Genomic DNA, 21,985 nt, shown 5'->3' with positions numbered 1-21,985 from the left:
GCTAGCTAAGTCTTTTTCAGAGGGGCGTTGATATCATTCGTTGGTGCGGATAATAAGTCATCATGCATAGGTTTCAATTATGTTTTCATTTTGTTTATTAATTATTTTATTTTGTAACTTTTTATTTGCGTGTTTATTGCTCACCCTGCATTTTGCAAGGGTTTTATTTGTTATTAGAGCTGGCTTAATTGTTAATCGATGTTGCATTAGATTTTCATAGGGGTTACAACGCGTTATTGCTGTTTCAAATGGAGCTTGATGATGTATACCAATCCCCTCAAAACCCTATTATGTTTCCTCACACTCACCACCACTTTCTCTATTTTCGCAGATACCGAAACAGTGGCATTAACAGGCGCTTTCCGTGTCAATGAGATGGGAGCTGCAACCTATTCTTTGCCTATAGATGCTTCTGCTGGACGAGGTGGAATGAAGCCCTCCGTGGCGATTTCTTATTCATCCTCTGGAGGGGACGGTTACTTAGGCTTAGGTTGGGGAGTGCAAGCGTCATCTGCGATAACTCGCTGCCCTAAAACCATTGAGCAAGATGGATTCCTTCAGGGCGTGCAATTAAAAGACACCGATGGTTTCTGTTTGGATGGACAGCGTTTAATGCTCGTGAGTGGCCAAAATGGCATCGATGGCGCTCAGTACCGAAAAGAAATTGATGATGCCTCTGTCATTACCGTAGTAGGTCAGGCCAATGGCGGTGGCCCTGGTGCATTTAAGGTTGAGACCAAAGCTGGTGAGATATTTTATTTTGGCGATGCGTATACGCAAGCTGGCAAAAACTTCGTTACGACTTCTAATACAAACAACCATGATGATTCATATCAAGTTGCGCTAAGTAATGGCTATGAGGTCATTCATTCTTGGAGCTTGAAAGCCATTGAAGACGTAGTTGGCAATTACATCAGCTTCCATTATGTTAAAAACAATGAAGAACAGTATTTATCCAGCATCGATTACTCGGGGCATGCTAACGGTGCATTACCCTATAAAAAGGTCAGCTTTGAATATACCGATCGCCCTTTTCCTAAAAAGGGCATAGTTTACGGCTCAGCCGTATCACAGACAAAGTTACTCAATAAAGTCTTTCTATCAACAGATAATCAAATTGAGCAAACGTATTACCTAACCTATAAACTAGCGACGTCATTGGCTGAATTTAACTATCTCGATAGCATTCAAGCTTGTGTTGGAACGAATAAAGCGGATTGCACAAGTGTTATTCAGTTTGATTGGGAGCGGAGCAGTGCACCACAATCGCCGACCTATAGGCCTTACACCGGCATTCTTCCTGCAAAAAATCTAAACATTCCTTCTGGTGAGAATTTAACCGCCAATATTTTTGATATGGACGGTGACGGGCTGGCAGATATTGTTTATGTCAGAAGTGGTACTTGGTACAAGCGCTCTATTGCGTCAGGTGTCGAAACGCAAATGACAAGCATAGGTGCATCTCAACATGCTTATGCTCAAACTATCGATTTTGACGGCGACGGGCAACGCGACTTACTTGTCGCTGCAAGCAACACCTCTCCTTGGCAAGTACTCTCTTTCAAGCCGTCAGAAGAAAAGACCAGGGATTGTGAGCCTGATGGTCGTGGGGGCAGCTTTGCATTGATAGCACACGCACGGTGCAATACACCCAAACATCTTTAGGGCGAACAGCGATTGGTTTGAACGGCAGTGCGATGGTCGCCGATGTGAATGGTGATGCCTTAGAGGATATCGTGTTTCTCGATGCAGGCCAGATTAAGTGGTACAAAAACTTGAGCGGCGGGAGTTTTGCTGCTGCGGAGAGTTTGTTTACGTTCCCAACAGGGAGTGATGCAAGTCCAGGTATACCGCGCATAAATCATACGGCAAAAGGCTTTGAATCAAGTGCACTGTTAGATGCCAACGGTGATGGTTTGACTGACCTCATTCTTAAAGTAAAGAAGACCGTTAGCTACTGCTCTACTGGGATGGGGCTTATTTATGATATTTCACAGTCCGAGTGTGTTGCAGATTTTAATGGTCGCTGGGGGCAAAATATCACGGATAACTGGATACTTTATGTATCAACAGGTAGCGGGTATAAGCAACAGCAAATTATCACCATCACATCGGGGATGGATACCTTACGTGCAGCTGATTTTAATGGCGATGGGCTAACTGATATTGCCTATGTCAGTGGTAATCAGTGGTATATCCAATTATCGGATGGCACTGCGTTTCTACCATCAATCAATACAGGGATAACGACTGACGCAGATAAGAAGTTGAACACCTATTTTATTGATATTATGGGTAATGGTCGTGCTGATATTCTTGCTAAATCAGAGTCGCTCAAATCGACACTCTACATGTCTGAGCCAAGTTCAATCAGAGGTGTCTCATCTTGGAAAGCATCCGGGATAATAGACCATGTCATTAATGAACGTTTGTTCTTTGCAGATATTGATGGTGCAGGCAAATTGGACATCGTCGCTAACGCCGGCGGTTGGTTTCGCTACGCTCCCGTCTCACCCAAATACAACAATACTATTAAAGCTATCACGGATGGCTTTGGGGTTAAAACCAGTATCAGCTATGCGTATTTAACTGAGCAAACGAACGGTCAAAGTAACGTCTATAAAACACAAACCTCAAGTAATCTGGACCACTCAAAGAATTTCTCCATTATTGCGCCGCTACAAGTGGTTGCACTGGTGAGTACCCAAGCCAGTAGTACTGGAAGTGTCAGCGTCGCTTATGAGTATGGCGGTCTGTTGGTCAATCGTTTAGGTCGTGGTGTTGCGGGTTTTGAATTGCTCCGAACGATTGATAAACAGTCGGACATCATTACTGAAACCATGTATGACCAAGTATACCCACGTATAGGGCTGCCTATTGCGACCAAACAGAGTTATCAATCACAAGCCCTATCTGAGGCTAGAACGCAAGTTGATTTTGCCCGCGATAGCTTTGGTGTGTATCGGCAGACAAATATGTCCAGTACTGATATTACCCGTCAGTACGGTACAGATGGTGTTGTGAGGGACTTAACCAAAGTTGAAACTCAAAATAGCTATGATGATGCGGGTAACATCGTCAACAGTGAAGTGGTTACTTATGACTTACAGGCTAATGTTGCGGTATCTACAGCTGTCATTACAAATGAGTACGATGGTGCTGGGGGCGGCGCAAGTAAAGGGCGGTTAAGCCATTCGGTAGTAACAAAATCTCGCGCTGGTCAACGAGATAATGTCGCCGATATCACCAATGAGAGTCGTTTTACGTATTATGGCAACGGTTTAATAAAGGACTCTATTGTTTCGCCTAACGATAATCGTTACAAGGTCACCACCTCGGTCAGCTATGATGTTTATGGTAATAAAACCGCTGAATCGATAACGGCTGGCACTAAGGCTGACGGTTCATCTCCTCAAACACGGGTGAATAACAACACTTATGATGGAAGGGGACGTTATTTAAAAACCACCACCAATACGCTCGGTGATGCGGCAACCTATACCTATAACGGCACCACAGCAGATAGCGTGACTGGGCAAATTACAAAAGTTGCCCTAACAGATGCGAATGGCCGCACGTTGACAAAAACAACAGACCAATGGGGAAGACCAATTAGTGAGTTAACGCCTGATGGCGTACTTACACAATTTAGCTATCAGCTTTGTAGTAGTGGCGGATGCGATTTGTTTGCTAATAGTTATTTATTGACAACCAAATCAAAACCAGGAACGCCAACCGAAAACGTTATCACCGATAAGTTTGGTCGGACGATAGGTAATCAGCTCATTGGTTTTGATGGGACGGTCATTATCTCTGCGAAAGAATATGACATGTATGGTCGTCCGGTTAAAGACTATGAGCCTAGTTACTCCTCTCAGTCTCAATATTTTACCGAAGTTAAGTATGACAAATTTGGCCGCGTAATTGCGCAAATCAACCCTAACGGAGGGGAAACATTAAGTGATTTGTTAGGCTTTGAAGCTCTGACGACTGACCCCCTGGGTAATCAAACGTCCGTTGTGGTGGATGCCCTCGGACTTCAATCTGTGGTCACTGACTCATTGAGTAATCAATTAAACTTTGTCTATGACGCGTCAGGAAACCTATTGAAATCCTATGTGTCAGGTAATGGAACAGAAATTGTTAGGACACAGCTGATTTATGACGACTATGGGCGCAAAACTACTTCGATTGATTTAGATAAAGGTACTTGGAAATACACCTATAACGCTTTTGGTGAGCTACTATCTCAGACGAATGCCAATACCCAGTCCACCTTCTTCTACTACGACACTCTCGGGCGGCAAGTGCGCCGAACTGAGCCTGAAGGCTCCTCTTGTTGGGTATACGGCACTAAAGATACAAGTAACGCAGGCTTGCTGGTTGCGGAAAAGCGCTATGATACTATCGTAAGCGATTGCAGCGCTGAAGGTGCTGCACATCAAAAGACCACTAACTATGATGAATTGGGTCGATTAAAATCCACAACCACCACGACAGGTGCATCGAGCTATACCTCAAGTGTCACCTACGATGCTCAAGGGCGGGTCTCTGAACAAATCTATCCTGAAAATCTGCTTACGGTTGTTAACCATTACAATGCTTCGGGCTACTTGTATAAACGTACCGACAAAGCGACGGGTAAAGCCTATCAAACCATCGAGCAAATGAATGCTAAAGGGGGAGTTGAAAAAGTTATCTATGGTAATGGTACTGAGGAGTTAACTGCTTATGACGCTGAGTCGGGTTGGGTGAGTGATATTCAGTTAAAAAATGCAGGTGGAACACTGCATAATTTACAGTACCTCTTTGACGATGTAGGTAATCTAACTTATCGCAAACATGAATTGTCTTCAGCATCAACCACCTTTGCAGAAACCTATAGCTACGATGACCTTTATCGATTGTACGATAGAACAATCAATATCACCTCTGGTGGAGTATCTTTGCCGGGTGATTTCAAACTGACTCAAAGTACTCGCTACGATGATTTAGGCAATATTACTTCCAAAACGGGTGTAGGAACATATAGCTATGATGCGACTAACCCTTACCGTTTATTAGATATTTGTAAAGATGGCGGATGTGGTGCTCTTGAAACACTCGCGGCCAGTAAATCCTGTCCTGCAGGTTATGCACTTAATGCGGCTGGTACAACTTGTCAAAAGAGCGAAAACCAATCCGCATCGCTAAGTTACAACTATAGTTGCCCAAGCGGCTACAGCCTTTCAGGAACGACATGCTCGAAAACTGAAACGAAAGTGGCGCAGGTTAAAACCGAACAAAGTTGCTCTCGAGGGGGAACCTTAAATACCGCTACGGGCAAGTGTTCTCGACGTTTTAGTTTTACAGGGTTAACTAAGCCATCTGGAGCAGGAGTTGTTTGTGATAACGGTGAACCTATGGGCGGTGGACGCCGCCTTTGGGATTGCACTGAAACTTATCAATCAACTGCTAAGCAAGTATATAGCTGTGATGCGGGTTGGACTGTCAGTGGTACTAACTGCACTCGTACCTTGTCTCAGACCGCCATTCAAACACCAGTCTATTCCTGTCCAGCAGGTTGGTCTGTATCAGGGAATACCTGTAATCGGACTCTGACTGCAGCAGTGGCTTACAGTTGCCCTGCGGGTTGGACCCAAAATGGGGCGCAGTGCAGTCGTTTGCGTCAAGCCAGCTATGCCATGACCTATGATAAAAACGGCAATATACGTTCTGACGGTACACGTACATTCACTTACAGTTCCTACGATTTAGTGACCAATATTACCAAAGGGAATGAATCAAGCAGTTTTAAGTATGACTCTGCCAGACAGCGTTATGAACGCTATGATGTCAAATTAGAAGATGGGGTTTTAGCCTACTACACTACCTACTATATCGATGGCGCCTATGAAAAAGTGGTGCGTACCGGAGGCGGTAAAGCAGCGCTCACCGAGCAAAAACTGTATGTGGGTAATTTGGTTATTACTAAACGCAGTAATAACACTTCTGACAGTTTTTATCTGCATAAAGACCACCAGGGTTCCACGACGACCATTACGGATGCCGCCGGCAACAGTGTTCAGCAGTTTGTTTATGACCCTTGGGGTAAGCAAACCGCAGTATATAACACGGGATTGTTAGCAAATTACATCGCGCCAGCCGCCACTAAAGGTTATACCGGCCATGAGCATATCAGCCATTTGGATTTAATCCATATGAATGGCCGTATCTATGACGCAACTATCGGGCGCTTTATGCAAGCAGACCCCTTTATTCAAGCGCCAACTGATACACAAAGCTATAACCGCTATAGCTATGTGAAAAATAACCCGATGAGCTACACCGATCCCAGTGGCTTTTTCTTAGATAAACTCTGGAAAGGGATTAAGAAGTATTGGCGACCCATTGTGGCAATTGTTGCTGCAGTGGTCACTTATGGCGCTGCGTCTGGATGGGCAGGAGCCTGGGGGTGGACAACGACAACAACCCAGTTAGGGACAATTGCTGGCACAGGAGCAACAATCAACTTAACAACTCTATCCGTGAGTGGTTATGCCTTCGCAGGTGCGGCAGCGGGTGCTGTAGCGGGTGGGGTCATGACGGGCAGTCTCAGTGGCGCTGCTAAGGGGGCGTTAACCGGAGCAATTACCGGAGGCGTAGCTGGAGCCTTAAGTAGCACAGGTACTGGCTTATCAGATTCTATTTATCGATTATCGCTCTCAGCAGTCGGGGGATGCGCTGCTGGCGCTGCATCGGGAGGTTCTTGTAACCAAGGGGCTAAGTTAGCGGTTATCGCTCAAGGGCTAAAAATCGCAATGGATAAATACTCAAGCTATGAGTCTTCATGGGAAACCTCAAAAGGTAACGCCGTGATTAAGCTTAAAGGTAATGGTGTTGAAAATAGCAGTGTGACAAATACTGGGACGTCTGTTGAAGTTACTGCAACCTCAGAGGCTTTTAGAAGAGGGCTTGTTGGACGGGATGTATTATCGCTTAATCCTAGTGAACTAGAGGCATTGAAAAACTCTTTAGTTGACAAAAGCAGAATGGATTTTTATAGCTGGTCAACTACTTCAAATCGTGTGGTGTTTGATACATCCAATATAAACTATTGGATGTCAGAGAATTCTCCAATCTTGAGCTGGTCCTCTGAGAATATTGGTGGGGTCCGAGCATTTTCTGTGTTTCATGACAAATGGATGGCAAAATGGCAAATAGAAAACAGTTTCATTTTGGCAGGCACTATTGCGCCAGCAATGGCGGGACAATATTACGCATTAGGCGTGGGTAACTACCACTATTATTTGACCAATTTTGAGAGGAAACGCTAATGCGAAATGCCTATATAGTGTTATTGGTGTTGCTGATAACAAGCCTAGTGCAAGGATGTGCCTACTATAGTTACAGTACTCGCACTGCTTACGGTGTGCAAAAAGTGGATATCGAAGAGTATTTAGGGCCAATTGATATAGGATATGATTCTCCCATCTTAAGCCCTGTCATCACTTTTGATAATGGTGTGCAAGTCAAGTTTTATATTTCTGGAGCGTATAATTATCCACCCAAAAAAACTGATTCAGAATATTTTAATAACGCAAGAATTGAGATGTTTATCACTTCATTAAAAGAAGGGATACAGCTGAATACAAAGCGTATCATTCTAGACCAATACCGTATTGGTAAAAAAATACCCGTTAAGTTTATAGAAAAAAAACGTTATCCAAGTTTGGCGAGAAACCAGCATGGACTATTGGTTTGTACATATCCAGAATTGAGCCAGAAGGCTTTTTATGATTTTTATAAAAAGGAGAGTATTGAGGTACCTTACATGACTAATCTCAAGTTAGAGTTAATAAAGGGTAGCGGTTTGATATCAAATTCCAATATTCTCTGTGGTGAATTAGTCGCGATGGATACTAGCTTTGCTGGCGAGCAAGGATATTTTACCATTACACTGCCCTTTATCGAGGCGGGAAATACCAAAGAATACACAGTGCATTTCTATCCAGTAGGGACTCGTTACACTATTAAGTAACTCGCCCCTAGTTATGATTAGATCAATTCTCCCAAAAGGAATGATTATGAATAGGAACTGGGGATGGGGATGGGGATTAACTCTAATGTTACTCAGTTGTACAAGCATCGAAAATGGTTTTTCTGAATTAAACAGTAGCCACCCGTTCAAAAAATGGTTGATTACATTGAATAGTGACTATGGTAAAGGGCGGTATTATATGTTTTCCGCTGTCGATTTTACTGAAACGGGTATTAGGCACCCAAGTTTAGAACGGCTAAAAAAACTGATTCGCTTACATGCGAACATCCCTGAAGATTGTAAAAAAAATATGGAAATCATCGATAGCACAAGGAATTTATATGAGGGTGGTGGAGAAAGCATAATCATCAAGTGTAGTGAATGATAGGATAAAATCACAGTTACATGAGCAGGCCTATGTTGAAACGAGTTATCAGTTATTTGATGTTTGCATGTTTACTCAGTGCCTGCGCTTCAGATCCACGTTTTCGGGCTTTGGAAGACGCCGAAAAAGCACATAATCAGAAACAGCGAGAAACTTCGTTAGTGCTAATGGATTTGGATGAGATATTCCCTGATCCTCAAGTTCGTGGATTGGCGAAAGCGGCAGGAAAAGGCGATATCAAAAAAATCCGTGAGTTAGTGGCAAATGGGGTCGATATCAACGCTCAGGGAAGGTCGACAGGCACGCCCCTGTTTTGGGCAATTTATAAGGGTAACCTTGAGGGCTTTGAAGAATTACTAAAACAAGGCGCCACACCCAATGTCAAACTTGAGGGCTCTAGTACAGTGATGCATTGGGCGACTAGAAATAAAGATAGTCGCTTTTTACAGTTGGCATTAGCCTATGGAGGCGATCCCAATCTTAAAGGGGGAATGTTTGATGCCCCACCTATTGAGGAAACCGTGGAGCTAGGCGGAAAAACGATACCCAGAAATTATTATCTGCTCATTGAAGCTGGCACAGATCTTAATATAAAAACAAACACAGATGCTATCTTGTTAACTCAAGCGGCTGGTAGACGTCGATACGATGTTGTTTTAGATCTATTAAATCGAGGCGCAGAATTTCAAATGGTTAACGGAATAGGACGCGTTGGTCTGTATTATTGGTTAGCCGAGCATGAGCGGGTGATGGATAAAAATGAAGACGCCTATAAACAGAAGAAAAAAGTTGAACAGTGGTTACAAGACAGAAATATTGACTTCAGCATAATCACTCCAGGCTCAAAGGGGAATTCTGGCTAATAGTGTCCGAGGATTTTTTGAGTGGTAAAGCCAAGGCGTTAACCATGTATTTTTATCTACTCAGTAAAGCCCATTAAGTCACTTGGGTTGATTCGGTTGATGTATTGGCTCAATTAGTTTTGAGCAGTTATGGGCAAGAGTGTAAGGAATGAGTGATGAAGTATTTGTTACTGCTTATCGGTCTTTGCTTGTGTGGCTGCATTTCCACGACTCTGGAGGTGGCCAGTGTCCCTTCAATCAAGCCGTGGGATTCTGTTCCAGATACGAGAGAATATAAGCAGAACAAGAGTCTTGATAAGTACATTGAGTTTTCTAGCGTCCATCTCTCATTGTTGTTGACCAATTATGAAACCAAGTACCGCGGTAATGCCATGCTGGGTATAGAGATGAACCGTTGGCGTGATAGTCAGTTTAATAATGATGAAATCATAGTCGCATTGGGGGTAAAACCCTTGAAGTTGGATGTTGAGTTAATAGCAAACAATATCGTACTAATCATGAAAGTTAATGGTGTTGAACAGCATTTCAAACCATATAGGGTGATGAAATTTAAAGACTATGATCCTATCTTTTGTGGTTCTGATTATTCTTTAGGTGCTGGATGGGGTACTCGCAGTATAGACATTGCCGATAAAAATGAGAGTTTACGGCTCGGCAGTGAATTTGTAGATAACTGTTATAACTTGTACTTTAAATTCCCTGAAAAGGTCAAAGATGTGGATTTTGCTCTCGATTTTTCCGACTCCCTGCTACCTCTGGATAATCATAAAATCATCTATTTTCATAAGAAACTGATTAAGTGGATGTCATCTAACTAAAACGGACTAACTTTTTGATTTTACGAAAGACCTAAGTACATCTTGAAAGCTAGTCCCTTATTGAGAGCAGATTTTATGAGAATTTTACATGTGTTACTTAAAACGGTTGCTACTGTGCTTACTAGCTTAAGTTTGGCGGGTTGTCCTACTCAATTTAATGTTGAGGTTTTGAATGAGAGCAGTAGTACCATCCACATTCTGTCTGGCTATTCAGATATTGAGTTGTCTCGGATTGAACCAGGTGAAGCAACCCAAGTTGCATATAACCTTGATTGTTTTAGGGTTAGGGCTGGAGAGCAGATTTATGAGTACAAACCTGTGATGCCACCAGCTCAGTATGTTCAAAATGGATTGTTTAGCTCGTCATTTAAAGCTGTTTTCACTAGTGCTCAGGAACTAAAAATTTATGTTGATGGTGAAAAGCAAAATGAATCGCTCTACCTAGTTCAAGGTTATAAGTAATGTAAACACATTAAGCCGTAACTCTTTTGCGTTGCTGTTTAAAAATAAAGTCGTTTTTGACAAAAAATAAGGAGGGTGCTCACCCTCCTTATTGTTAGATTTCCAGCTCGACAAAGTCCTTATCGATATCGTCTTGCTCAATACCGATATACCGAAGGGTAGTTTCTTCGGCGCTGTGCCTGAGCATCTTCATTACTCGGCCAATATCTTTGGTTTGTTGATACAGCAGATAGCCACGGGTTTTGCGCATCGAGTGGGTGCCTAAGGCTATTTTGAGTTCTTCTCCAATCATCGCTAGGGCGCGGCAAATATAGCGCCGTGACAAAGGCGCAGGTTTGATGTGCTTCGCCCGTTGATTACGGTAGGACTGGAACAGGTAGATGTGATTCGGATGCTCGCGTCGAATACGCTGTATCCGTTCTAGCGTTTTTGAGTTGAGTTTGATATTGGCGATTTTGCCAGTTTTAGATTCCTTAATGATGAGTCTGTCGCCGTGGATATCACTGAACTTAATTGAGAGTAAGTCGGAGATCCTAAGGGCGAGATTAAGGCCGATATTCCATACATCGGCCAGTTGCTGGCTAAACTGTCTTTCGAGCAGATAGCTGATAAGCTTAACTGTGTCTTGATCTTTAACGGCTTGAACTTCAGGCATGGTCATGTTCCTCTTTTTTGCTATAGCGTATTTTTGGGCACTTGCGTTGTTGAGAGTCGCATGGGGCAAGGGTTTGAGTGTTCCCGTTTTAGGATTCTGGGAACTTGATTTGGCTAAGAGCGTTAATCCAAACTGACCTTCACCTTGTAAACCCCCATATCGAAATAAGTGGCAAAGTTTTGGGAAAATAAATCGATTAATGCTCTGCATTCCCGCTCCCCAATCCAGCCACTAAATAGGCTATAGACCTGCTTGCTGTTAAAGCAGATATCGATGTCTTTAACGAGCTCAGGGAAGGGATGACCGCGAAAAGCAAAGTCGGTGACGTACACTAAGCGCCAATGTTCTTGCTGTTTCTCAAGCCGCACTTCGACGGGATGAAAGCCGCCCGCTTCGGCGCTGTAGTCTGGATCTCGAAAATTAAGGGTGATGGCGTTGGCGTCTTTTGGATCGACGTTAGCCAGTTCCTTTTCAATCACTTGGTAAAAACGATCTGGCATCGCTGGCTGTTGGTTACGCTTGATGGTTAATGTCATGGGATATTCCTTCTTTGATTTACGCGCACACGCAAGAGCCTAGGAGCTACAACTCCTGGGCTCTTGCTGTGTTTGCTGGTGGGGTAAAGATTGCGTGAAACGAGTCTGATGGAGCGTGATGAGGTATTAGGATGCGCTTTGGTATTACAAGGTTATCGAAGGGCTGTGTGTTAATGCGGCTAGTGGTTTGTCAGCGGTTTGATAGACAGCAATATACAAATAACCATGGCTGCCTAAGGCATCGGCCTCACAGGTAAAGTCATCGTACTCAATGGTGACGCAGTGCTACTCTCTTGCATCTATCTCACCGGTTACGACTAACCGCTCAAGTTGTTTAACCAATTTCGGAAAAGCATGATTGAAGCGTTTGCGTACTTCAGGGGAAAACTCACCGACAAAACTTGCTCTGTCATTGAGATAATCCAAATGCAGACCACGCAAAATCAATCTGGCACCAAAGCGGGGAGATACTTTACGAGGCAAGCCCCAAGCGTGCTCAATATCGAAAAGTTTAAGGGTTGTCATAGGAACCTCTATGGTTATGGTTGAAAGGGCGAAACTTAGGGAGTGGGTTGCTTGTTAGCTGGCGAGCTAAAGCAGTGATAAATACAAGTGGCTAATACAAGTGATTAGTGGACTAGATGACGTTTCGGTAACGGTTTGCAAAATTAGGTATGGACGCTCCAATTGGGCTGCTCATTGCTGCCATGGTTAAAGTACACGCCGTTGATCACCCGTTGCCATTCACCCACAGGCACACCATAAGTGTCACAGGGGCAAACATAGCGGCAAAAGCTGATCTCCTTGGGCAAGTGCTCAACCACATCACGGTGAAAAACAAATAATACGGTTTTATGTAGCTCGCGGTGTGGTGCAACAACAGGCTTGCCAATCACTTGGCCCATGGCATTAAGCGGCCGCACAAACATCGGCAAAATTAATTCAATCGCTAAGCGGTTTCGCAGTTCAGGAAAAGCTGCGCAGGCCTCAGCGACACAGGCCTGTGAAAAGCTGTCGGTAAATTCAATCATGTTGGACTCCTTGATTTGGGGTGATGAAAGGCGACTTGAATGCGGGACTAGAGTAAGCCTCGTTCAGCAAAGGATACCGGTGTACGGCCAACCACAATATGGTCAAGCACGCGCACATCAATAAGTCCCAGTGCATCGGTTAGCCGTTTAGTTATGTTCTTATCTGCAGCCGAAGGTTCAGATTCGCCGGAAGGATGGTTATGGGCAAAAATCACCGCAGCCGCATTAACGGCCAACACAGCTTTAACCACTTCTCGGGGATAGACGCTGGCGGCATCTAAGGTGCCAAAGAACAACTCTTTAAATTCAAGTAATTGATGCTGATTATCGAGCAGCATCACCGCAAACACCTCCCGCTCATAACCGCCCAGTTTGTAAGTTAAAAAATCCTTAGTGGCCTGAGGGTTGGTATAGGCATCCTTCTTCACATAGCGTTCGGCAATGATATTGGCGGCAGAGGCTAGGATCGCTTCGGCAGTCTGCGGCCACTGGTTGTTCGGCTGGTCTATCGAGTTGTTTGGTTCAGTTTTGGTGTGCATCGCTTTTGTTGACATATCAGGCTCCTTGAAAGCGTTAATGGGCTTATGCACTGGAGTGATATATAGCTAAAAAAAGTTCGAAACAGACATAAAAGCCAAGGTGCTTGTGGGCACCTTGGCTTTGTGAGGACATGAATAAACTAGTCTACATACCTTTGTTTTTCGCCCAGTCGTAACCAGCAATCACGCCGAGAATAAATAACTCAGCCAAGGGTCTATTCATGAGCAGGCTAAACATAGTCCTTCTCCTTTAAGCTGCGGTAAATTCCAACGCCAAGCATAAAGCCGGCGATAAATGCGATAGGCATAAAGCCTCCTTGGTTCAAATAGATAGATTTGCCACTGGTCGCAATCGCTTCCAGTGGCGGGATGTGACAGTAATGGGTTACTGCATCTCATTGATATAGATGTGAAAAAGGTTGGAGACCGCTAAATTTCACAGTTAAAGATAACCGTCACTCCTCATGGTTTGAACTAAACCAGAGGATTGAAAAAATGAGATTAATCAGACTAAAAGAAGTTATCGACTGTACAGGCCTTGCCCGTTCAACCATCTACAAATACATCGATGAGGGCACTTTCCCTAAGTCAGTCTCGCTAGGCGATAGAGCAGTTGCATGGGTCGAAAGTGAAGTGCAAGAATGGATATTGGAAAGGATAGCGCAGAGGGATGGTGCGGTGACAGAATGCCTTTAATAAACTGCATAAAAAGGTGAAGGCTAGTGAAAGCCTTCACCTCATCAAGTTAATTGAGTTTATTTGTCAGATTGCGCTAGATAGCAAAGGCGGAAGCCTATTTTCATCCCCTTATAGCGCATAGTTGAGGTTGCCGGGCATAGATCTCTTTCTATTGCCCTCCAATTTAATGAGGTCGCCGGGCATAGCGTTTGTGGTTGTAATGAAATCCCGAAGTATAAAGACTGTGTGCTATCTCACTGGATTAGATGGATCTTTTCTGACACAATCCTAAAAATTATTTGCATCAATCTAAATGGTCTAATCGCTTAATAAATCTGCTTTGAACATGATATTTGAAAGCTTTTAGGCGATTACCGTTGTAGTTTTGCCACAAGAATAATAAGAGGTGAGGCACAGGGATGGTCGATACAATTCCAAGCTATGAAGAGATGACGCCCGCAGTGCTAAGCTCACCTTTAAATATTAGGATTTCAAATGGACATTGACGGTTTAAAACCAGAAACCCAGGCCCGTTTATCAATTGATAAGCAGCTTAAGCTTGCTGGTTGGAAAGTACAAACCTGGCCAGCAGCTAATCTAGGTGAAGACTTAGGTGTCGCAATCCGCGAATACCCTACCGATTCTGGCCCTGCCGACTATATCCTGTTTGTTAATCGCAAAGCCGTTGGCGTGATTGAAGCCAAAAAAGATGACAGCATATTATCGCAAGTTGAAGATCAAACCCTTCGTTATGCGAGTAGTAAAATTAAGTTTCAAAATAATCAAGAACCGCTGTCATTTTTGTTTGAAGCCACTAGCCAAGTTATTCAGTTTACCGACCTTCGAGATCCTGCCCCTCGATCTCGGGAAATCTTCAATTTTTTTAAGCCAGAAACCCTTCAAGACTGGATAAAGCAAGCAAGCTCATTGCGCATGCGCTTAAAATACAAGATGCCTGAATTGCCCAAAGCAAACCTGCGCGAATGCCAAATTAGTGCGATTACTGGGCTTGAGAAATCATTAGCAGCAAACCATCCACGCTCACTCATCCACATGGCAACGGGTGCAGGTAAAACCTTCACTGCGATTAATGCCGTTTACCGTTTGCTAAATCATGGCGGTGCAAAACGTATTTTATTTTTGGTTGATACCCGCAACTTAGGTAAACAAGCACAGCAGGAGTTTCATGCCTTTAAACCGCAAGGCAAACAAACCTTTTTCCATGAAAATCACATCGTTCAGCACTTAAGTAGCAGCACTATCGACAGTGCTGCCGAGGTGTGCATTTGTACTATTCAGCGTATGTATTCGATTTTAAGTGGTAAGCCAATTGATGAAAGCGCCGAGGACATTTCACTACACGAAATGAAGCAAAATCAGCAGCAAGCCAAGTTGGTCAAATACAACCCAGCCGTGCCCATTGAAACTTTTGACTTTATTATTGTTGATGAATGCCACCGCTCTATTTACAACTTGTGGAAGCAAGTGCTCGACTACTTTGATGCCTTCATCATTGGCTTAACCGCCACGCCCGATAAACGCACCTTTGGCTTTTTTAAGGAAAATATCGTTGCTGAATACAGCTATGAAGATTCAGTGCTTGATGGTGTTAACGTCGGTTACGACGTCTATGAAATTGAAACCGAAATTGGTAATAAAGGCGCAGAGTTAAAAGCCAAAGAGTGGCTCGATCACCGCGACAAACTTACCCGCAAAAAACGTTGGGCGCAGGCAGAAGAAGACAACAGCTACACCAGCAAAGAGCTAGACCGTTCAGTCGTTAACGTCAGCCAAATTCGCCAGGTCATTAAGGCGATGAAAAAGGCCGTTGAAACCGAGATTTACCCAGAGCGTAAAGAAGTGCCCAAAACACTGATTTTCGCCAAAACCGACAGCCACGCCGACGATATTATTCAAATCGTGCGTGAAGTGTACGGCCAAGGAAATGACTTTTGTAAAAAAGTCACCTACAACGCTAAAGATCCTGATGGCATTTTGAATGATTTTCGTAACGACTTTAACCCGCGCATTACCGTAACGGTAGATATGATTGCCACAGGCACAGACGTAAAACCGCTCGAAATATTGCTCTTTATGCGCGATGTGCGCAGTAAAGGCTATTATGAACAAATGAAAGGCCGTGGAGTTCGGAGTTTAAGTTATGAAGACCTACATAACGTCAGCAAAAGTGCTACCAGCGATAAAGATCGCTTTGTGCTGATAGATGCCGTTGGCGTTGAAAAATCGCTCAAAACCGAAAGCCGCCCACTTGAGCGCAACCCTAATCTGTCAATGAAAGACTTGTTGCAAGGTGTAGCAATGGGCCACCGCGATGACGACACCATTCAAAGTCTTGCCAATCGTTTAACCCGCTTAAGTAAACAACTTGATAAACGCGGGCTAGCCGAGGTTGAAAAGCTAACCGGTAAACCACTGCCACAAGTGGCGAGAGACTTACTCACCGCCCTCGACCCAGATGCAATAAACACACAAGCCCTCGCCAATGCTAAAGCAGCCGGTATTACCCGCAGTGCTGAGTCTTTAACTGAGAGTGAACAGCAAACCGCTAAAGAGCAGTTGATCGATAAGGCTTGCCAAACCTTTGATAATCCGGCCACGCGTGAAGGCATTGAATCGGCCCGCCGGCAACGTGAGCAGCTCATCGACCATATCAACTTAGATACGGTGACCTATTCGGGTTACAGCAGCCAAGCCGCCGATAATGCCGAAAAAGTCATTCAAAGCTTTAAAGATTTTATCAAGCAGTATAAAGATGATATTCAAGCCTTAAGTTTTTTTTATCAGCAGCCGTATCAGCGCAGGGGATTAACCTTTGCCATGTTAGAAGAATTGCACCAAGCGTTAAGCAAGCCACCTTTGCTGCTTACCACCGAAAAGCTGTGGAGTGCTTATGAGCGCCTCAATCAAGGCAATAACCAAGCAGCGGCTAAAAAAACCAACAGCAACAAGGGCAAAAAAGTGAGCAGCCAAAGGCATCTGACTGATATCATCTCACTGATCCGCTTTGCCATGGGGTTAGACGCCGAGCTCAAACCCTTTGCTGAACAGGTTGATGCCAAGTTTAAAAAGTGGATTTTCCGTCATAATGCCCAGCGTTCAACCGCATTTACCGAGCAGCAAACCCAGTGGTTACGTTTGATCAAAGATCATATTGCCGCCAGCTGCGCTATAGAGCGGAATGACTTTGACTACAGCCCCTTTGCCGACCACGGCGGGCTGCAAAAAGCCTGGAGCTTATTTGCTGTTAGCAACCCAAACAGCAGCGGCCAGGATAACGAATTAGATAGCCTATTGGCTGAAATGAATCAGGAATTAATCGCGTGAGTGAAGTAGAAAAATTGCCTAAAAGCTGGGAGATTACCGAGTTAGGAAATTACGCATGGGTAAGAAATGGTTTCGCTTTTAAAAGCAGTTTATTTATCGAGGAATCAAATAAGTCTGCACCAATAATTCGTATTTCAAACATTAAAAATAACAAAGTTAATTCAAATAATTCAATGCACTACGAAATTGAAAATATCCCAGAAGGTTATGCCATAGAAAGTGGTGATTTACTTATTGCTATGTCTGGTGCCACTACAGGGAAAGTTGGTATTTATTATGGTGAATTAGCTCATCAAAACCAACGCGTTGGCAATATAAAACTACTATCTGAAAAATATGGTAATAAAAAGTATCTTGGCTACATATTAGAAACTTTAAGTGAAGAAATTCAAAAAAAAGCACATGGGGCAGCACAGCCTAATATTTCCAGTAAAGCAATAGAAAGCTTTTTAGTATCTATTGCACCTCTCTCAGAACAAGACCGCATTGTCGACAAACTCGAAGAACTGTTCTCCGAGCTCGATGCTGGTGTTAAAGAACTTAAAGCCGCACAAACCAAACTAAGCCAATACCGCCAATCGCTGTTAAAAAGTGCGGTTGAAGGTTCACTGACCCAGCAATGGCGTATTGAAAATAGCACCCAAGTGCAAGAAACCGGCGAGCAATTATTAGCCCGTATTTTAAAACAGCGCCGCGAACAGTGGCAGCAACAAAAACTCGCCGAGTTTGCCGAAAAAGGCAAAACACCACCGAAAGACTGGCAAGATAAGTACCCAGAACCCGTGCAACCCGACACCACCGATTTACCCAAACTGCCTGAAGGGTGGGTTTGGGCGAGCATGGCGCAAATATGTCAAATTCAAGGTGGAATCCAAAAGCAACCTAAAAGAAGACCAGTTGAAAACAAATACCCGTTTCTTAGAGTCGCCAATGTATATAGAAATGAATTACGGCTAGATGAAATCCATGAAATAGAGCTATTTGGGGATGAATTACAGCGTTTATCTCTGTTAAAAGGTGATATTTTAATTGTGGAAGGAAATGGTAGTAAAAGCGAAATTGGTAGGTGCGCAATTTGGAATAATGAGATTGAAAATGCAGTTCATCAGAATCATTTGATTAGAACACGACCAATTTTAGCACTGAGTAAATATGTGGCACTTTGGCTTAACTCTCCGGCTGGAATGGATATTATGTCGACTTTAGCCGCAACAACTAGTGGTCTATACACGCTAAGTGTATCTAAAATATCTAAAATTCCTGTGCCAATACCTTCACTGTCTGAGCAGAAAGTGGTCGCAGATAAAATTGATAGTGAATTTGACTCGATTGACAGACAAATTGAAGCAACGGCACTTGGCCTAAAACAATCCGAAGCTCAACGAAAAAACATCTTAAAGTCAGCGTTTTCAGGGCAATTGGTGCAGCAAGATCCTAATGACGAACCTGCTTCAGTATTGCTTGAAAAAATCAAACAAGAACGTGAAGCCTTGGCGAAAATGCCTAAACCTCGTAAGCCGAGTCAACCAAAAAAAAGAGTTGAGCTGATGAATACCTTACTCGAAGTGTTAACCGCTGAAAACGATTGGATTGATGCCCAAGACGCCTTTCAAAAATGTGGCATTGTTGATGGTACTTCAACGGATCGTATTGAAGAAATTTACACCGAACTGCGTAAATTAGAAAAAGCTGGCAACATCCAAATTCAGCGCCAAGGTAACTTCGACCAATTAAAATTGACCAAGCCAGACGTTAAGGAAGACTAATGCGCCTAGCCTCATTTACCTTAGGGTCCGATCGCGAAGGTGAACGCCAGCGATTTAAAAATCTTAAAAATGTCACTATCGACTTTGAAGAACAAGAGTGGATCACCTTAGTTATTGGTTGGAATGGCACAGGTAAGTCAAATGTACTTGAGGCATTGGCCGTATTGTTTCGTGATTTGCTCATGGGCAAGAATGACAAAGGGGAAAAAGATAAACCCTCTTTTACCTATACCCTGAGGTATTTTTGCCATCATAAAGAAATAGAAATCAGCGCTGATCCTGATCGCGCTAAAGATGCCTATTTGGTGAGTTATCGCGACTTAGGCGAAAATAAAAACGATGCCACGTTACAGGCCGATTTATTAAGTGCGTTAGCTGAAAAACCTACACTCGCAGCGCTTAAATTTAATGAGTTCAAAAAGCGCCAAGATGAATTTTTACCCAAATATGTATTTGGCTACTATTCAGGCCATAGTGACCGGATGCAGTCGGTCTTTCGCCCTTATCTTCAGCAATATGATAAAAAGCTACGCAACTCAAAGTCGGAAGATCCAGGGCTAAGACGCCTGTTTTATGCCTTGCCTGTGCATAGCCAATTTGTGCTGTTAGCCTTTGTGCTTAACCAAGATGATTTAGTCAGGCATTTTTTAGATACTCAGCTCGGCCTAGAAACGGATGAAAATGCTGAAAGTATCGACTCGGTGTTGCTGGAACTCAATGAGCCCTCATGGAACTTAAATAAGAGTAAAGAGCCCAAAGGCACTTATGGTGCATGTAAAGACAATCCCGATATTTTTTGGGGCGCGGAAGGTGTGGTGCGCGATTTTTTAAATCGAGTTCATAAAGTGGCTACTGCGCCAATTAAAATTAGCCGTAAAGATGATGCGACCTTATGGAATAAAAAAGGTCGTGAATACTTGTATATGTTTATCAAGGACGTTACGCGACTCACTGAGCTAGTTAGTGACCAAGAGCCAAGGCAGTTTTTCCGCGACCTTGAAAGTACTTATGTTTCAGAACTTATCAGCGAAGTGCGTATTCGGGTTAAGCTTAAAAAGAACGATGGTAGCGTGACCTTTCGCGAACTTAGCGAAGGCGAACAGCAGCTATTAACTGTGCTAGGGCTACTGAGATTTACCGCCGAAGATGAAAGCCTGTTTTTACTAGATGAACCCGATACCCACTTAAACCCTAAGTGGAGCGTAGATTACATCGATTATCTCAATAAGTTTGTTACTTCTGGCTCTAAAGGCGAAAACAACAGCCATATCGTGTTAACCACCCACAACCCGATTGCTATCGCCGAATTAACCCGCGATCAGGTACAAATTTTAAGCCGTGATGATGAAACCCGCACCATTGCGTCGCATAAGCCACACTATGATCCTCAAGGCATGGGATACGCAGGCATCATTACTAGCGATATGTTTGGGTTAGGCTCAAGTCTCGATAAGCGAACTCAAAAACGGCTTGAAACATATCGAGCATTGGCAAGCATTGAAAATAAAACAAAATTTGAAGCACTTCGTTTTCAAGTCATTTCCGAATGGTTGGATAATGATAGGTTTAGCATGTCTCAACGTGACGATGATTATGAGCGCTATATTAAAATCAGAAACTCACTCTTGAAAGAACAATCTGGAGTGGATGATTACCAGCAGCTAGTAAACTTCGCCCTAAGTTTATCGCAAGAAAAACGTGATGAAATTGCGAAACAAGCTATCACAAAATTGCTGCAAGAGGATCAGCGATGAGATTTGTTGATAATGCCTTTATTGATTTACCTGACAATTGGGAAGATAGGGCAGAGACTGCCACAGATGCGTTATTGGCTGGTGAGATTGTTGCAGATGATCGTAGTGCCATCTGGAAAGACTTAAAAGAAAGCCTAGAGACTCTATCAAATGGTAGGTGTTGGTATTGCGAAACAAATATCCCGAGAACCGATAATGCAGTCGATCATTATAGGCCTAAAGGCAAGGTTCAGGGTGTTGCATTAGCAGATGAAGGTAAGTCTTTAACCAGATATGACATTGTACCTGAACACTCTGGTTATAAGTGGGCAGCCTTTAAGCCTGAAAATTTTCGTTTTTCTTGCCAACACTGTAATGAGTACAGGAAAGACCTACAAGGCACCGCAGGCGGAAAGTGGAACTATTTCCCTCTAGTTAATGAGCCCCTTAGGGCTTATGAAGAGTTAGATGAAGATAATGAAGTACCTGTCTTGCTCGACCCATGTAAGAGACTGGAGTGGCGATTACTCTCCTATGATAAATCAGGCGTACCATTCTCTCGATTTGAAGAGGGCTCGTCGGAAGATATCAAAGTTAAATTTTCTATTCGTTTGTACCACCTTGATCAAAAAAGATTAAATGAAGGACGTATTGCCCAGTGGAAGCTTTTTAAACCACTGATAGAAGATACAAAGAAGTGGTATTTAAAAAAGCTTCGACAAGATCAAGGTGCAGATGCTTGTTTTGAAAAAGAGCTTCGAAAAGTAGGTCAATGGTTTCATCCTAGAAGTAAGAATACTTACTTAGGATTTCTTGTTTATCAACTTGAACAAGACAAAGATAAAGATGTGCTTCACCCTTGGATAAGCGAACTTATTAGAACTGTAGGATAAGCAAGATCATTGTTACTAGTGCTGGGTTGTTTGGTGAAGACGACCCCTCTTCACCCAAACCAAGCAACGAACGGTTATAGTGGACTATGCCTTGCTAATCATGATGTATTGGCAAATAGATTTTGCCTTCACTGTGTTCAAAAGTTAGCCAGAGCCCTCTAAGCAGCTGAACCGCGTATAAGACACGATTAATTCTGCCAAAAATCTGTATAATCCCACGCTTTTAGACTGCAATAATCCTAAGCGCAGTCAATCAGGTTT

General features: G+C 43.3%; 16 protein-coding genes and 1 pseudogene. 12 read left to right on the top strand and 5 right to left on the bottom strand.

The genetic code is table 11. The features are described 5' to 3' along the window. Positions 1 to 261: 261 nt before the first annotated feature. The 7 genes from CKQ84_RS01295 to CKQ84_RS01265 all read left to right on the top strand — a co-directional run bounded on the left by CKQ84_RS01295 (position 262) and on the right by CKQ84_RS01265 (position 10,548). Positions 262 to 1,665 (top strand): SpvB/TcaC N-terminal domain-containing protein, encoded by a 1,404-nt coding sequence (locus CKQ84_RS01295; protein ID WP_158682982.1) that lies wholly within the window; start codon positions 262 to 264, stop codon positions 1,663 to 1,665. Continuing rightward, positions 1,641 to 7,316 (top strand): RHS repeat-associated core domain-containing protein, encoded by a 5,676-nt coding sequence (locus CKQ84_RS01290; RefSeq protein WP_105249818.1) that lies wholly within the window; start codon positions 1,641 to 1,643, stop codon positions 7,314 to 7,316. Before CKQ84_RS01295 ends, CKQ84_RS01290 begins: the two co-directional genes overlap by 25 nt. Further along, the gene (locus tag CKQ84_RS01285) at positions 7,316 to 8,020 is read left to right on the top strand and encodes a hypothetical protein (protein WP_105249817.1); all 705 of its coding nucleotides are present in this window, start codon (positions 7,316 to 7,318) and stop codon (positions 8,018 to 8,020) included. Before CKQ84_RS01290 ends, CKQ84_RS01285 begins: the two co-directional genes overlap by 1 nt. Positions 8,021 to 8,066: 46 nt before the next feature. Then, positions 8,067 to 8,405, top strand: a complete 339-nt coding sequence (locus CKQ84_RS01280; protein WP_105249816.1) for a hypothetical protein — start codon at positions 8,067 to 8,069, stop codon at positions 8,403 to 8,405. A 32-nt stretch (positions 8,406 to 8,437) separates the two neighbouring features. Beyond that, on the top strand, positions 8,438 to 9,268 hold the full coding sequence (locus tag CKQ84_RS01275; RefSeq protein ID WP_158682980.1) for an ankyrin repeat domain-containing protein: 831 nt from the start codon (positions 8,438 to 8,440) through the stop codon (positions 9,266 to 9,268). A gap of 155 nt (positions 9,269 to 9,423) precedes the next feature. Next, positions 9,424 to 10,086, top strand: a complete 663-nt coding sequence (locus CKQ84_RS01270; RefSeq protein WP_105249814.1) for a hypothetical protein — start codon at positions 9,424 to 9,426, stop codon at positions 10,084 to 10,086. A 75-nt stretch (positions 10,087 to 10,161) separates the two neighbouring features. Next, positions 10,162 to 10,548: a hypothetical protein gene (locus tag CKQ84_RS01265; protein ID WP_105249813.1), complete on the top strand. Its 387-nt coding sequence runs from the start codon at positions 10,162 to 10,164 to the stop codon at positions 10,546 to 10,548. Positions 10,549 to 10,642: 94 nt separating this feature from the next. Here the strand turns inward: CKQ84_RS01265 and CKQ84_RS01260 are convergent, their stop codons facing one another. The 5 genes and pseudogenes from CKQ84_RS01260 to radC form a co-directional block, all read right to left on the bottom strand. Continuing rightward, positions 10,643 to 11,203: a tyrosine-type recombinase/integrase gene (locus tag CKQ84_RS01260; RefSeq protein WP_105252973.1), complete on the bottom strand. Its 561-nt coding sequence runs from the start codon at positions 11,201 to 11,203 to the stop codon at positions 10,643 to 10,645. A 122-nt stretch (positions 11,204 to 11,325) separates the two neighbouring features. Next, complete coding sequence (locus CKQ84_RS01255; protein WP_105249812.1) at positions 11,326 to 11,739, bottom strand: DUF2787 domain-containing protein; 414 nt, start codon at positions 11,737 to 11,739, stop codon at positions 11,326 to 11,328. A 144-nt stretch (positions 11,740 to 11,883) separates the two neighbouring features. Next, positions 11,884 to 12,264, bottom strand: a pseudogene (locus tag CKQ84_RS01250) (type IV toxin-antitoxin system YeeU family antitoxin). Between the two features lie 143 nt (positions 12,265 to 12,407). Continuing rightward, positions 12,408 to 12,770 (bottom strand): hypothetical protein, encoded by a 363-nt coding sequence (locus CKQ84_RS01245; protein ID WP_105249811.1) that lies wholly within the window; start codon positions 12,768 to 12,770, stop codon positions 12,408 to 12,410. A 47-nt stretch (positions 12,771 to 12,817) separates the two neighbouring features. After that, positions 12,818 to 13,324, bottom strand: a complete 507-nt coding sequence (gene radC, locus CKQ84_RS01240) for a DNA repair protein RadC (protein WP_158682978.1) — start codon at positions 13,322 to 13,324, stop codon at positions 12,818 to 12,820. 480 nt (positions 13,325 to 13,804) lie between these two features. Between radC and CKQ84_RS01235 the strand changes: the two genes are divergently transcribed. The 5 genes from CKQ84_RS01235 to CKQ84_RS01215 all read left to right on the top strand — a co-directional run bounded on the left by CKQ84_RS01235 (position 13,805) and on the right by CKQ84_RS01215 (position 21,724). Beyond that, complete coding sequence (locus CKQ84_RS01235) at positions 13,805 to 14,005, top strand: AlpA family transcriptional regulator (protein WP_105249810.1); 201 nt, start codon at positions 13,805 to 13,807, stop codon at positions 14,003 to 14,005. 477 nt (positions 14,006 to 14,482) lie between these two features. Next, positions 14,483 to 17,332 (top strand): DEAD/DEAH box helicase family protein, encoded by a 2,850-nt coding sequence (locus CKQ84_RS01230; protein ID WP_105249809.1) that lies wholly within the window; start codon positions 14,483 to 14,485, stop codon positions 17,330 to 17,332. Continuing rightward, complete coding sequence (locus CKQ84_RS01225; protein WP_105249808.1) at positions 17,329 to 19,098, top strand: restriction endonuclease subunit S; 1,770 nt, start codon at positions 17,329 to 17,331, stop codon at positions 19,096 to 19,098. The genes CKQ84_RS01230 and CKQ84_RS01225 overlap by 4 nt, the downstream gene beginning before the upstream one ends. Continuing rightward, entirely contained in the window at positions 19,098 to 20,852 is a 1,755-nt protein-coding gene (locus tag CKQ84_RS01220) for an AAA family ATPase (protein ID WP_105249807.1), read from the top strand. Before CKQ84_RS01225 ends, CKQ84_RS01220 begins: the two co-directional genes overlap by 1 nt. Further along, positions 20,849 to 21,724, top strand: a complete 876-nt coding sequence (locus CKQ84_RS01215) for a hypothetical protein (RefSeq protein WP_105249806.1) — start codon at positions 20,849 to 20,851, stop codon at positions 21,722 to 21,724. Before CKQ84_RS01220 ends, CKQ84_RS01215 begins: the two co-directional genes overlap by 4 nt. Positions 21,725 to 21,985 lie beyond the last annotated feature (261 nt).

This window comes from Shewanella sp. WE21, from assembly GCF_002966515.1.
Lineage (GTDB): Bacteria > Pseudomonadota > Gammaproteobacteria > Enterobacterales > Shewanellaceae > Shewanella > Shewanella oncorhynchi.
Note: the sequence above shows the minus strand (reverse complement) of the source record. Positions and strands in the feature narration are given on the sequence as shown.